Origin of the sequence: Acinetobacter bohemicus ANC 3994 (genome assembly GCF_000367925.1) — a bacterium.
Lineage (GTDB): Bacteria > Pseudomonadota > Gammaproteobacteria > Pseudomonadales > Moraxellaceae > Acinetobacter > Acinetobacter bohemicus.
This window is the reverse complement of sequence record NZ_KB849164.1, coordinates 380,482-394,626: the sequence shown is the minus strand read 5'-3', so window position 1 is coordinate 394,626 and position 14,145 is coordinate 380,482. Positions and strand designations below refer to the sequence as shown.

The 14,145-nt window shown below is 39.4% G+C and carries 13 protein-coding genes; 4 read left to right on the top strand and 9 right to left on the bottom strand.

Annotated elements, in window-relative coordinates:
* Positions 1-139: 139 nt before the first annotated feature.
* Positions 140-1,306, top strand: a complete 1,167-nt coding sequence (locus tag F994_RS01790) for a type I restriction endonuclease (RefSeq protein WP_004648304.1) — start codon at positions 140-142, stop codon at positions 1,304-1,306.
* Positions 1,307-1,388: 82 nt separating this feature from the next.
* Here F994_RS01790 and gyrA read toward each other — a convergent pair whose 3' ends face one another.
* From gyrA to F994_RS01765, 5 genes are all read right to left on the bottom strand, one after another.
* Positions 1,389-4,397 (bottom strand): DNA gyrase subunit A, encoded by a 3,009-nt coding sequence (gyrA, locus tag F994_RS01785; protein WP_004648303.1) that lies wholly within the window; start codon positions 4,395-4,397, stop codon positions 1,389-1,391.
* 303 nt (positions 4,398-4,700) lie between these two features.
* Positions 4,701-5,216, bottom strand: a complete 516-nt coding sequence (locus F994_RS01780; RefSeq protein ID WP_004648302.1) for a DinB family protein — start codon at positions 5,214-5,216, stop codon at positions 4,701-4,703.
* 88 nt (positions 5,217-5,304) lie between these two features.
* Positions 5,305-6,237, bottom strand: coding sequence for an FAD-binding protein (locus F994_RS01775; protein ID WP_004648301.1), 933 nt, complete (start codon positions 6,235-6,237; stop codon positions 5,305-5,307).
* A gap of 17 nt (positions 6,238-6,254) precedes the next feature.
* Complete coding sequence (locus tag F994_RS01770) at positions 6,255-7,004, bottom strand: electron transfer flavoprotein subunit beta/FixA family protein (protein ID WP_004648300.1); 750 nt, start codon at positions 7,002-7,004, stop codon at positions 6,255-6,257.
* Positions 7,005-7,517: 513 nt separating this feature from the next.
* Positions 7,518-8,123, bottom strand: coding sequence for a LysE family translocator (locus tag F994_RS01765; protein ID WP_004648299.1), 606 nt, complete (start codon positions 8,121-8,123; stop codon positions 7,518-7,520).
* Between the two features lie 115 nt (positions 8,124-8,238).
* Between F994_RS01765 and F994_RS01760 the strand changes: the two genes are divergently transcribed.
* Both F994_RS01760 and F994_RS01755 read left to right on the top strand, forming a co-directional pair.
* Positions 8,239-8,733, top strand: coding sequence for an Lrp/AsnC family transcriptional regulator (locus F994_RS01760; RefSeq protein WP_004648297.1), 495 nt, complete (start codon positions 8,239-8,241; stop codon positions 8,731-8,733).
* 9 nt (positions 8,734-8,742) lie between these two features.
* Positions 8,743-9,351, top strand: coding sequence for a GNAT family N-acetyltransferase (locus F994_RS01755; RefSeq protein WP_004648296.1), 609 nt, complete (start codon positions 8,743-8,745; stop codon positions 9,349-9,351).
* Here F994_RS01755 and F994_RS01750 read toward each other — a convergent pair.
* Complete coding sequence (locus F994_RS01750; protein WP_004648295.1) at positions 9,278-9,646, bottom strand: hypothetical protein; 369 nt, start codon at positions 9,644-9,646, stop codon at positions 9,278-9,280. The genes F994_RS01755 and F994_RS01750 overlap by 74 nt on opposite strands.
* Before the next feature lie 440 nt (positions 9,647-10,086).
* On the opposite strand from F994_RS01750, the gene F994_RS01745 reads away from it, so the two are divergent.
* Positions 10,087-11,613: an FAD-dependent oxidoreductase gene (locus F994_RS01745; RefSeq protein ID WP_004648294.1), complete on the top strand. Its 1,527-nt coding sequence runs from the start codon at positions 10,087-10,089 to the stop codon at positions 11,611-11,613.
* 30 nt (positions 11,614-11,643) lie between these two features.
* Here the strand turns inward: F994_RS01745 and xerA are convergent, their stop codons facing one another.
* The 3 genes from xerA to dapF form a co-directional block, all read right to left on the bottom strand.
* A complete protein-coding gene (gene xerA, locus F994_RS01740) occupies positions 11,644-12,567 on the bottom strand; it encodes a site-specific tyrosine recombinase/integron integrase (protein WP_004648293.1) in 924 nt (307 codons plus the stop codon).
* Positions 12,557-13,192, bottom strand: a complete 636-nt coding sequence (locus F994_RS01735) for an alpha/beta fold hydrolase (RefSeq protein WP_004648292.1) — start codon at positions 13,190-13,192, stop codon at positions 12,557-12,559. Before F994_RS01735 ends, xerA begins: the two co-directional genes overlap by 11 nt.
* Positions 13,193-13,297: 105 nt before the next feature.
* On the bottom strand, positions 13,298-14,143 hold the full coding sequence (gene dapF / locus F994_RS01730; RefSeq protein WP_004648291.1) for a diaminopimelate epimerase: 846 nt from the start codon (positions 14,141-14,143) through the stop codon (positions 13,298-13,300).
* Positions 14,144-14,145 lie beyond the last annotated feature (2 nt).

The following is a 14,145-nucleotide window of genomic DNA, read 5'->3' as shown; positions in this document are numbered from 1 at the left end:
CTTAGTAAAATTTTTACTGAGGGTTAAAATAAGTAGATTTTTCAAACAACCCAACTTATCATTTTAATAATTGAAAAATAAAGAAAATAAGTGAATACTGATCAAATCATAATCAACAACAACTCAGAATAGGAAATATATGAATAATTTTATCAATAAACTTCAAAGCCATATTGAACACGTTAAACGTGTTGGGGAACACTGCTCCACTGAGGAAACAACAAAACAAGCTTTAATTTTACCGCTCTTAGACATTCTAGGTTTTAACCCTTATGACCCAACAAAAGTATTAGCAGAATTTGCTGCTGACTTTCCCGGAGTCAAAGCCACAGAAAGAGTTGATTATGCTTTATATTGCAATGGGCAACCTGTTATGTTCATTGAAGCCAAACCTTATAATGCAAATCTGACCAACCATGCCCCACAATTATCCCGTTATTTTAATAGCAGTCTTGGCGTTACAATCGGAGCAATTACCAATGGTAAAGAATGGCGTTTCTTTACCGATTTAATCAATACCAATGTAATGGATGAAAAACCATTTCTTACTGTAGACTTTATGAAACATAAAGCTGAAGAACTGGTACAGTTAGCCGAATTTAAACACGATAATTTTCATGTCGAAAAATTACGTTTTTTTGCTGAAGAAAATCAATATATCCAGCAGTTTAAAACAGTAATAAAGAAAAGTATTAATGAAGTTGATTTAGATTTTGTTCGTTATGTTGCACAACAGGCCAATATTCAACGTCAATTAAACACGAAATTTCTAGAAACGATACAGCCCTTTGTAAAACAAGCAGTTGAACAAGCTATTAGCGATACTGTGGTTAAAGGACTATCTTCACCTACGATTATTACTGCACAACCTATAGAACCTCAACCAACTAAAATTGAACAACCAATAATAGACCATCAACCTGTTGATATTATTCACCCAGACAATGAAAAAATTGTGACGACGAAAGATGAACAGGATCTTTACCGTATTGTTAGTGAATTATTCCCTGACGCAGAATTAACAGCTAGAGATACTGAAAGTTATTATTCTATTCTTTTTCAAAACAAAAATAATCGTTGGTTATTTAGATACGATGTAAATCGTAAACGTCCAACGATTCAGTTTGCAGTTCCAATTGATGATCAACGAAAACTTGAATTATTTCGTGCGGGACTTGAAGTACAAGCAAATGGACAAGTATTTTTAGATAAACCTGAACACATTTATCGTGCAGTTGGAATTCTTAAAGATTGTTTAGCACATTGTAGTAATGATGATAATTTTAAACGGGTATTAAATGCATAATGAATCATAAAATACTCTAATTCATTTTTTATCTAGAGCATAAAAAAGGACGCCTAAGCGTCCTTTTTATCACCGTCAAAACTTACTCTTCTTCAGACTCATTTAAATCTGATTCATTGCCAGTTTCATCAGCAATCATTTCGTCGTCAATCAAAATTTCAGAATCAATCAAAGCTCCAGAAGTCACGACTTCTTCACCTTCAACAGCTTCTACAAACTCTTCTTCTTCAACAGCTTCGACAGCAACAACGCCCACAAGTACTTCTTCTTGACCTAAACGGATCAAGCGAACACCTTGCGCATTACGACCGGTTTGTGCAACTTCAGAAGCACGAGTACGCACTAAAGTACCGCCATCAGAAATCAGCATCAACTCTTTAGATGCATCAATCGCAACTGCACCAACAAGCTCGCCATTACGTTCTGAAGTCTTAAGTGCAATCACACCCTTACCACCACGTTTTTTGGTTGGGAAGTCGCCGACTGGAGTACGTTTACCGTAACCATGTGCAGAAGCACACAGTACTTCACCTGTTTCAGGTACTACGACCAACGATACAATACGGCTGACTAGAACTGAATCCGAACCATCTTCATCATCAGACTCTACATCGGTATCTTCTGCATCTTCAACTTGTGCTGCACCAATCGTGACACGCATACCGCGTACACCTTTGGCAGAACGACCCATTGAACGCACATCAGTTTCAGCAAAACGAATCGCTTTACCTTCATTGGAGAACAACATAATTTGCTGTTCGCCGTCGGTAATCGCCACACCAATTAAGGTATCTTCTTCATTTAACTCAATCGCACGTAAACCATTTGAACGAACATTACTAAACTGTTCAAGTTCAACGCGTTTAATCGTACCGAACTCAGTCGCCATAAAGACATAGAAGTTTTTACGGACGCTTTCAGCTTGCTGCGCAAAATCAGCAATGATGTCATCATCCAGATCAGTTGTAGAAAGTTCCACACCTAACTGTTTCAATTGAACACGTAATGCATCAGACAAGTCATCTGCACCATCTTCAAGTTCAGCTAAAGCCGCTTCAAGTTCAACAAAATGACCATTAATCACTTCATTTTCTTGAAGTTTAGCTTTATTGGCTTTGACAAATGCTTGGAACGCAACCAAACGATCTTTAAATTTCTTCGGTGCATCAATCACAGGAAGAATCGCTGTAATGGTCTCATTGGCATCTAGTGGCAACAGGTTCACCATTGGGCGACCTTTTGCACCGCGTGATGCTTGTGGCACTTCATAAACTTTCAAACGATACACTTTACCCACATTGGTAAAGCATAGAACCGTCGCATGGTTCGATGTCACAATCAGATGTTGAATGTAATCATCTTCTTTCATTGAAGTTGCAGACTTACCACGACCGCCACGACGCTGTGCAGCGTAGTCAGACAATGGCTGAGTTTTCGCATAACCTGTTTTAGAAACGGTAAGCACCATTTGTTCTTCAGGAATTAAATCTTCACGTGAGAAATCAATTCGTGATTCAACAATCGCGGTTTTACGTGCATCGCCATATTGTTGCAAAATCAATGCGAGTTCTTCACGAATCACAGCCATCAATAAATTAAAGTCATTTAAAATGGCAGTGAGTTCAGCAATTTGACCCAAAATTTCAGAATATTCCGCATGTAACTTGTCTTGTTCAAGACCCGTTAAACGGTGTAAACGTAATTCTAAAATTGCACCCACTTGCGCAGGTGAAAGACGGTAAATGCCACCATCAAAACCATACGGTTTAGACAGGTCTTCACCATCAATAATCTCTGGACGTACAGAAACTGAACCTGCTTTTTCCAGCAATGCAACCACGCCACCCGCAGCCCACTCGCCGACTTGTAAACGCTCACGCGCTTCAGCTGGATTGGCAGAGGTTTTAATGGTTTCAATAATCGCATCAATATTGGCTAAAGCAACGGTTAAGCCTTCCAAGATATGACCACGTTCACGCGCTTTGCGTAACTCAAACATGGTACGACGGGTCACGACTTCTTGACGATGACGAATAAATGCAGCAATGATATCTTTTAAATTCATCAACTTCGGCTGACCATTGTCTAGGCAAACCATGTTGATGCTGAACGAATTTTCAAGCTGAGTATTTTGGAACAGGTTATTCACAATCACTTCAGCGTTTTCGCCACGCTTCAAGTCAATTGCAATACGCATGCCGTCTTTATCAGACTCATCACGCAGCTCTGAGATCCCTTCAAGTTTTTTCTCTTTCACCAATTCAGCAATACGTTCAATGGTTCTTGCTTTATTGACTTGATAAGGAATTTCAGTAAAGACAATGGTGATACGACCATTCTTCGGATCTTCTTCGAAGTGATACTTACCACGAATATGCAAACGGCCTTTACCTGTACGGTAGGCATCTACAATACCTGATTTACCGTAAATGATACCGCCTGTAGGGAAGTCAGGCCCTGAGATATGCTGCATTAACCCTTCAATGCTAATGTTCGGGTTATCTGCATAAGCCAAGCAAGCATTGACCACTTCGGTCATGTTGTGCGGCGCCATATTGGTCGCCATACCAACAGCAATACCAGTGACACCATTGATCAATAAATTTGGAATACGGGTCGGCATGACTTGCGGTATACGCTCAGAACCGTCGTAGTTATCTTCCCATTCGACTGTATCTTTTTCTAAATCAGCCAACATTTCATGGGTCAATTTACGCATACGCACTTCGGTATAACGCATTGCCGCAGCACTATCGCCATCGACAGAACCAAAGTTACCTTGACCATCGACCAATTGATAACGCAAGCTAAAATCTTGAGCCATACGTACAATGGTTTCATAAACAGCAGAATCACCATGTGGGTGATATTTACCGATCACGTCACCGACTACACGCGCAGATTTTTTATAAGCTTTGTTGTAGTCATTGCCCAATTCGTGCATAGCGAACAGCACACGACGATGAACAGGCTTTAAACCATCTCTCACGTCTGGTAATGCACGAGATACAATAACACTCATGGCATAATCGAGATATGAGCTTTTAAGTTCATCCTCAATGGCAATCGGTCTAATTTCCGATACGCTCATGCATACTCCTTATTACAAACAGTACAGTATTGAACCGCTCGTTTTATATAATCAATCTTGCAAAAATTAACCCAAAATAAGCTGAGCTAAAGTCTAAATACAGCCGTAAATTATAGCATAAAAGGCTCACTAACAGGGAGTTTCGTAATCTGAAAAATAGCATTTTTTTACAATAAAAACTTTATTAGAATTAATAAGTTAAAAATCTAATTTTCTACTTTTTGACGAACAGAATAAACGCTTATTTTTTAATCTAAAATAACGCTATTTCTAATAGAAAAAGTCAGCGTAAATTAAAAACCATCATTTATAGAAATGGGCATTTTCTCTTTGGAAAAAAATTAAATCCAACTCGAGTGATTTACCGGTAAGTTGAAAAACCATGCTATGCATCTGTCCTCGATGATGAGTTTGATGATTAAATAGATGCGCTAATATCTCGATTAACGGTTCAGTATAAGTCTGACCACGACGAATATAGGTGATAAGCCTGTTGAATGCAGCATCATCATATTCATTAAGAAAGCCAATTAAACGCTGATCATGCTCAAACCTCGCAGGGGTCAACGCACTGATCTGAGGGTAAAGGATCTCATCTAAGGCGTAATTGGAGGCCACTCCGCCCTTAATACGTTCAAACCAAAGTAAATCACCTACCAGTAGATGATTTGCCGTTTGCATAAGGGATTTGAAATAGGCTCCGCAATCTTGATTTAATTGTTCTTCTGTTAGCGTGGTTAAAATAGAAAATAACTTTTGGTTTGCCCACTGATTATAATGAGCTAACATTAGAAAATAGGTTTTAAAACGATAATTCATCTACAATCCTCCGTTTATTTGTTGTTATTTTTTAACACAAAAAAACGCTCCTTTCGGAGCGTTTTTTATTTAAACACAAGTTCAGAAATTAGATTTTAGAAACCAATTCTGGAACTACAGTGTTCAAGTCACCCACTAACCAGTAATCTGCTACTGCATTAATTGGCGCTTCTTCATCTTTATTGATCGCAACGATCACTTTAGAATCTTTCATACCAGCTAAATGCTGAATCGCACCAGAAATACCCACAGCGATATACAGGTCAGGCGCAACGATTTTACCCGTTTGACCGACTTGCATGTCGTTAGGAACGAAGCCAGCGTCAACCGCAGCACGTGATGCACCTTGAGCCGCACCCAGTTTGTCCGCCAATGGATCAAGTACAGTGTGATAGTTTTCACCTGAACCCACACCACGACCACCAGAAACAACAATACGCGCAGCTGTTAATTCAGGACGTTCAGACTTCACAATCTCTTCAGAAATGAACTTAGAGATGCCAGCATCTTGAACATTAGCAACAGCTTCAACAGCAGCAGAACCGCCTGTTGTAGCGACAGGATCAAATGCAGTACCACGTACAGTTGCAACAACGATAGCTTCAGAAGATTCTACAGTTGCAATTGCATTACCTGCATAGATTGGACGTTTGAAAGTTTTAGGGCTTTCAACAGCAATGATGTCAGAGATCATGCTTACGTCTAAAAGTGCAGCCGCGCGTGGAAGTACGTTTTTACCTGTGGTTGTAGAAGTCGCAAGGATATGTGAATAACCTTTGCCTAACTCAGCAACTAAAGCAGCTACGTTTTCAGCCAATTGGTGTGCATAAGCCGCGTTGTCAGCAAGTAGTACTTTGCTTACACCCGCAACTTGAGCCGCTTGGTCAGCAACAGCCTGAGCGCCAGAACCCGCAACCAATACAGTGATATCACCACCGATTTTTTGAGCTGCAGCAACAACGTTTAAAGTTGCACCGTTAAGTGTCTTATTGTCGTGCTCAGCGATAACTAAAATACTCATGATTTTATCCTTCTGTATTAGATCACTTTCGCTTCGTTTTTAAGTTTTTCAACAAGCTCATCAACAGATTTCACTTGTACGCCAGCTTTACGCTCTGCTGGTGGCTCAACTTTAACTGTTTTAAGTTTAGTTGTAGCTGAAACGCCATAATCCGCAGGAGACTTAACATCAAGCGGTTTTTTACGCGCTTTCATGATGTTTGGAAGCGCCGCATAACGTGGCTCATTCAAACGTAAGTCAGTGGTGATAATTGCAGGAAGATTCAATTCAACAGTTTGTAAACCACCGTCTACTTCACGTGTTACTTGAACTTTGTCGCCAGTAACATTCACTACAGAAGCAAATGTACCTTGACCAGCGCCAAGTAAAGCACCCAACATCTGACCGACTTGATTAGAGTCATCATCAATCGCTTGCTTACCAAGAAGGATCAGTTCTGGTTTTTCTTGTTCTACAATGCCTTTTAAGATTTTAGCCACTTCAAGTGCACCAATCTCATCAGTCGTTTCTACTAAGATACCGCGGTCAGCACCCAGTGCCATAGAAGAACGGATTTGTTCCTGAGCTTCTTTAGGACCGATAGAAACCACAACGATTTCCGAAACTGTTCCTTTTTCTTTTAAACGAACTGCTTCTTCCACTGCGATTTCACAGAATGGGTTGATCGACATCTTAACGTTAGTAAGGTCTACCCCACTATTGTCCGGTTTAACGCGAACTTTAACGTTGGCATCAACCACACGTTTTACAGCAACAAGAGCCTTCATGTAATCCTCGGCTGTTTTAGCAAAAGTAAATATTGAGAAAAGTTATAATAACTCTTCAGTTAAAATTTTTAGGTGCCCTATCTTGCAATGTGTATGGCATTTCGGTCAAGTCACAATTATCGAAACAGCCGTAAAAATGCGTAAAATTCCTTGAACTAGGCGTTCATGTTTTTTTCAAATGTTTTTATTCAAATGAATTCTCTCATTATTTAGTTATTTTTTAAGCATTGATTTTTATTATTTTTTTATTTGATTAAGCTCATCAAAGGTTCTGATTTAATACGTGTTTGGGATTGTTTTTGGGTTTAAGTCACTTACCCTTCTTGCACAAATGTATAAGTTATGTCCTGTCATTTAAGACAGATTGATCGCATTACTTTGCTGTATTTATCGTAAAACGGGTCACTTCTTTAAGTTAAACAGGTAACAAATGACGTTTAATTTGTAAATCTAACACGGCATAAAGTGCTGCATATAAAAAGCATGCCATTTAGACATGCTTTTTTAGTTCGGTTATTGAATAATAAGCCAAGTTGCAGCAAGCATTAATAAGCCGCCTGAACCACCATCAATCCATTTTTGTTTACGTTCATCAATCTGTGTATTTTGGCTAATTTTGGCAAAAATCACACTCAAACTACAGTACACCACAAAACATAAGCCAATAAAGATAAAAGAAAGGATTAAGCCCTGACTGACGGTATTGCCTGTTTTGTCGATAAATTGCGGTAAAATTGCAAAGTAAATCAACATGCCTTTTGGATTTAATAAAGCAGTAAAGAAGCCTTTTTGAATCGGGTTGGCTGTATTTTTCTTTTCAATCGCTAGTTTCTGCGTGTTAAAAACCGATTTAATTAAACTAAAAGCTAAAAATAAAAGGTAAGCGATCCCCAACCAGCGAATGGTTTCAAACAAAATGGGAAAAGACACGATAATCGCAGCAATACCTAAAGCCACCAAAACAGAATGGACTAAATACCCCAAACAGACCCCAACAGTTGCCATCATGCCAGCTTTTGCATCTTTACCCATCACTTGTGACAAGATAAACAACATATCTGGTCCTGGGGTAAAAATAAGCGGAATTACCGTTAGCGCAAAAAGTAAAAATACAGACATTTCCTTCTTCCCTTTCTATATTTTGAAAGTGGAAATAAGTATCGAATAAATAGTACGAAATAGGGTTTCAAAATATTCTATAATTAAAATTATTTTTCGAATTATATTCTAATTTATGAAACCATTATCTAAATCTATTTCAATAAAACTTGATCGTATAGATAAAAATATCATTCGTGAATTACAAATCAATGGCCGTATGCAAAATAATGATTTGGCTCGTGAAATTGGACTATCAGCGTCCTCTTGTTTACGACGAGTAAAATTACTGGAAGAATCAGGTGTTATTCAAAGCTATACCACCATTGTCGATCCGCAAAAAATTGGTTTACAACTGATTTTATTTTCACGTATTTGGCTGGTTGGGCAGGATGCTGAAACGATTGATTGCTTTATCGAGGCAATGAAAGAACTGCCTCAAGTGATGGAGTGTTATATTATTTTAGGTGAATCTGATGCCATGCTGAAAGTGGTGGTTCCAGATTTAGAAAGCTATCGTAAATTTCAGTCTGCACATTTAACCAAGAAAAATGGCATTACCAGTGTGAAAACGGATTTACCCAGTCAAATTATTAAACAAAGTTTTCAGCTTCCACTGGATGATCTTTAGGACAGTATTTTGAATCGACAGCTTGAGACAGCGCGTTTAATTTTGAGGTCATGGAAAGATTCCGATCTCAAGCCGTTTTATGCGCTAAATTCCAATCCAGAAGTAATGCGCTATTTTCCACATGGCTTAACGCAACTACAAAGTGATGCCTTAGCACAAAAGTTTCAAACCTTAATCGACATTCAAGGTTGGGGGTTCTGGGCAGTAGAATTAAAACAAACGGGTGAGTTTATCGGTTTCATTGGTTTACATCGGCAACCCGATCAATTTACATTTTCACCCTGTATCGAAATTGGCTGGCGACTTGAGCAAAAATTTTGGGGCAAGGGTTTTGCAACCGAAGCCGCGATTGCTTGCTTAGATTTTGCTTTTAATTCACTTCATTTAAATGCAGTCGTCGCATTCACCACACAACAAAACAGTAAATCCCAAGCCGTAATGCAACGTCTAGGAATGCAATTTCAATATTATTTTAATCATCCTGCATTAGATCAAGGTAGCCCACTACAAGAACATGTGCTTTATCAAATAAATGCAGCTCAATTTAAACCAGCTGGTTTTCTAAAAAATCACGATGAATATGACTTAAATCAATCAGCTCATACGCTTGAAGATTAAATATTTTCCAGATTTCCAAAAAGTCTTCTTTTAAATCAACATTAACCATCGTAATCGGACGTTCTTGCCATTGTAGGTCTGAAATCCAAAGATAAGTTTCTTTAGTCTCAGAATTAACCGCTTGAACCTTACCTTCGGCATTAATGCCTTGCACATGCGTATTTTCCGGTAAAGCGGGTTCGATATTCGGCAAACTAATTTCCACAAAATGTTTGACCTGTCTTAAACCATAACCGGCAAAAATTTCTTTTTGTGCTTCGGTTAATTGTGCATATTTTTGTTCAATATTTTTCATTTCAGTGACCCTCCATCTACGCATTCATCATTTTCAATTCACTATATTATTTTTATTCTACAAAAATAAAATACGACCATCCTATAATGGACCGACTTTTTTACTAAACTGAAGCTCAGGCATATTCTCTATTTTCATGCTAAAGAATATGCAGGTATTGTTCCAATTTTATGAATCGCAATAAAAAACATACAAACTAAGCTAGATGTTTTATAACAGTTCACAGCCCTGAAGTTTATTTTAACGGCGACAAAAAATAAAAAAACCTACAATTTTGCTGCAAATCTGCCCATGTGAAAGGATTATGCTAAAAAATCCTTCAAAAATCTAACAACCAAATAAAGCGCCCTTTCACAGCAAATATTGAACAACTTTCACCTACTCACTTTCAAGAATTATTTTCAATAGTCACTTTTCAGAAGTCATTTCTAGGAAATCATATGAAAAATAATGTTCTGATTGTTGGTGCAGGGCCGACGGGTTTAGTCCTTGCACTTTGGCTCAGTAAACAAGGCATTGCTGTCCGAATTATTGATAAAAATACAGAACCCAGTCAGAGTTCACGGGCGCTGGGGATTCATGCACGCACGCTCGAATTATATCAACAGCTGGATTTGGCAGAGGAAGTCATCCAAGCCGGTTATCCGAATGTACAACTCAACTTATGGGCGTTGGGAAAAAAGCGCGGTGTTTTAAAATTGATCGAACAAGGTAAAACACTCACACCCTATCCTTTTATTTTGATCTATCCACAAGATCAACATGAACGACTGCTGATGCGACATTTAGAAAAATTTGGCGTGCATGTGGAACGCTCCAGCGAACTGCTTAGTTTCACCCACCATGCAGAGCATGTTTGTGCAGAAATTCGTACTCCACAGGGTGTAGAACACTATTCTGCCCGTTTTCTGGCTGCCTGTGATGGTGGAAAGTCGCCAATACGACATCTATTAGGACTGAAATTCTCTGGTGGGACATATTCAAAACTTTTCTATGTTGCGGATGTCAACGTACAAGGAGCATCCGTCGATGGTGGTGTGCATGTTTCTTTAGATCGAGAAGATTTTGTTTTATTGTTTTCTTATGGGCAACTCGGGCAAGCACGCCTAATTGGGCTAATTCGTGAGGATCGTATTCAATCTGGGCAAAACTTAAGTTTTGATGATGTCGCACATACCGCCATTCAAGACCTAGGTCTGACCATCCAAAAGGTCAATTGGTTTTCGACCTATCGAGTACATCACCGTATTGTTTCAGACTATCGCATCGGTAATGTTTTTCTGGTGGGTGATGCTGCACATTTGCATAGTCCAGCAGGTGCTCAAGGAATGAATACAGGCATTGGTGATGCCATCAATCTGGCTTGGAAATTAGCCGCAGTCATCAAAAATCAAGCCTCGGAACAACTGTTAGAGAGCTATCAAATTGAACGGCGAGCGTTTGCCGAAAAACTGGTCAAAAGCACCGATCGAATTTTTAGCATTATCACCGCTGAAGGTGCTTTAGCCGCTAAAATTAGAACCCAAATTGCGCCCTACCTATTGCCTAAAATTTATAACAATGCGCCACTGAGTCACTTTATTTTCCGTATCATTTCACAGCTTGGCATCCATTATCGGCAAAGCCCACTCAGCCAAGGCAAAAGTGGTAAAATTCATGCCGGCGATCGTTTGCCTTGGATTCAACAAGCGCGAAGCAACAATTTTGAGTCGCTTAAACAGATGCTTTGGCAAATTCATATCTATGGCACAGCACAGCCAGAGCTGCAAACATGGTGCCATCAGCACCATTTGCCTTTATCCGAATGTGTTTGGGATGCAAACTGCAAAAAGGTCGGTTTACTCGAAAATGCGGTTTATTTCATTCGTCCTGATACCTATATCGCCTTGATAGATCCACAAGCCAACATCGCCACTTTGCAACAGTATTTTCAAAAAATACGGCTGAAATATCCTGAAGAAAATTAAAAGCTAATCCCCAAATATTCTTGGATAAGCTTAAGACTTTTGTGCTCGTGGATGTGCCTGATCATACACTTTCGCCAATTGCTCAAAATCGACATGGGTATAAATTTGTGTGGTGGTTAAATTACTATGCCCTAACATTTCCTGCACCGCACGCAAATCACCACTATTCGACAACATATGACTGGCAAAACAGTGCCGTAATAGATGTGGATGCAAATCAATATTTACCCCTGCCCGTTGCGCTTGAAATTTCACCCGATTTTCAATTTGCCGTGCACCGAGCGGATTACCTTTTTGAGTAATAAATACATTGGCTTCAGGAACAAAATCACCATTCCAAAGCGGATAAACTTGTAACCATTGCATGACTGCATCTTTGGCTTTTGAACCAAACGGTACAATACGTGTTTTATTGCCTTTACCGATAATACGTAAAAGAAGTCGATTAAAATCAATATCTTTAATACGCAAGCCTTGTACTTCTGCCAAGCGTAAACCACTGGAATACAACAATTCTAAAATCGCTTTATCACGCAGCCACATTTGCTGCTGTACTTCACTTTCAGGTTTAAGCTGATCTAAAATTTGGTTAATCGTTTCAATATCGACCATACCCGGCAAAGGTCTGGGCTGGCGTTTTAACTGAAAATCATCGGCTGGATTAAAAGCTAAATACTGCCCCTGCTCTGCCCATTTCATAAACTGCCGAATTGAAGATAATAAGCGTTGTAAACTACTGGAGCTGAGTTGTTGCTGTTCTACTTTTTGCGCTAAAAACTCACGTAAATCTGTAGATTCCACATTCATTAAACTAAGCTTTTTAACAGCACAAAAATTTAAAAAATCGGAAACATCACGCTCGTACGCTTGCAGTGTATGTTTAGATTGATTTTGAATTTCTCTTTCTTTGAGCCACATCACCAGCAAGGTTGCAGAGTCAGTTTCAAATGACATTTAACTCTTCCAAACTTATCGCTGCAAGGCGCTTTAAATATTCAGAAACCAACTGAGCTGTTTCCGATGCATACTGTTCAGCAAAAAAATGATCGCCACCATGAATAATATGCAGCGATGCATTTTTGAATTGCTGATTGAGATATTGTCCCACCTCGACAGGACTAATTGGATCACTATCTCCCCAAAGTAGCAAAACTGGCGCTTGTATTTCTGGAAGCTGAACCAAATAATCGGCTTGCGCAGTAACAAACCAATTGGGATGATTCAAAAAAGAGGCTTGATAAGCACTACGCCAGTCCTGAACATTAAAAGAACTTAAATCAATACCGCCCGAAGTTGCAATGAGCACCAAGCCTTGAACTAATTTAGACTTTTTCAATGCCGCTTGCACGGCAAAAATGCCGCCCATAGACTGAGCAATAATAATACATTCTTGCTGAATCTGTGCTAATACATAATTGCCGAGGCTTGCAAAATCGTACACATCAGGATGCACAGGTGCATGATCAAATTCAGGATAAGCAATCACTTGCTTGGTATATTCTGCAGGTAACTGAGCAATTAACGGATCCCAAAATGCAGTATTTCCAGAAGCGCCAGATAAAAAAACAAGATGTTTCATTCAGCCTCAGCCTTTGAAAAAAATGAGCGTAGAGCTACAGCATAGTCTATTTATAATAAAAAGCACCATCATGATGACAGTGCTTTTTAATCAAACCATACATTCTTATGCTTGGTAATAACTCAAATCGATACGACCTTCATAGACATTTGCGGTTGGACCCGTCATCCAAACCACATCGCCTTCACGCCATTCAATTTGTAGCTTGCCACCAGCCAATTCAATTTCCACAGCATTGGCAAGTAAACCACGGCGCATCCCAGAAATTGCAGCGGCGCAAGCCCCCGTACCACAGGCTAAAGTTTCACCCACACCACGTTCAAATACACGTAAGCGCGCATGTGTTTCATCCATAATTTGCATAAAACCTGCATTGACGCGTTGCGGGAAACGTTCATGTGATTCCACTTGTGGTCCCATGCCTGCAACATCAGCAGTTAACACATCAGGAACGATGGTCACGGCATGCGGATTACCCATGTTTACCACATCAATGATAATACTTTCATCATTGGCTAAAGCTAAGCTATATAGGTTTTCAGGCTCATCCGCAAGGAATGGAATTTGGTTCGGTAAGAATTTTGGATAGCCCATATTGACGCGAACCCAGCCATTTTGACCCAGTTCAGGTTCAACAATACCCGCTTTGGTTTGTACTTTAATTTTGGTTTTAGTGGTCAATTTACGCTCATGCACAAAGCGTGTAAAACAGCGAACGCCATTGCCGCACTGTTCAACTTCAGAACCATCTGCATTAAAAATACGATATTTAAAATCGACATTGGGTAAATCGGGTGGTTCAACAATCAGCAGTTGGTCAAAGCCAATGCCGAAATGACGGTCGGCTAAACGCTGAATGGTCATGGTATCTAGGTAAGCACGCTGGCTGATCAGATCAACCACCATAAAGTCATTGCCTAGGCCATGCATTTTAGTAAATTCTAAAAACATCT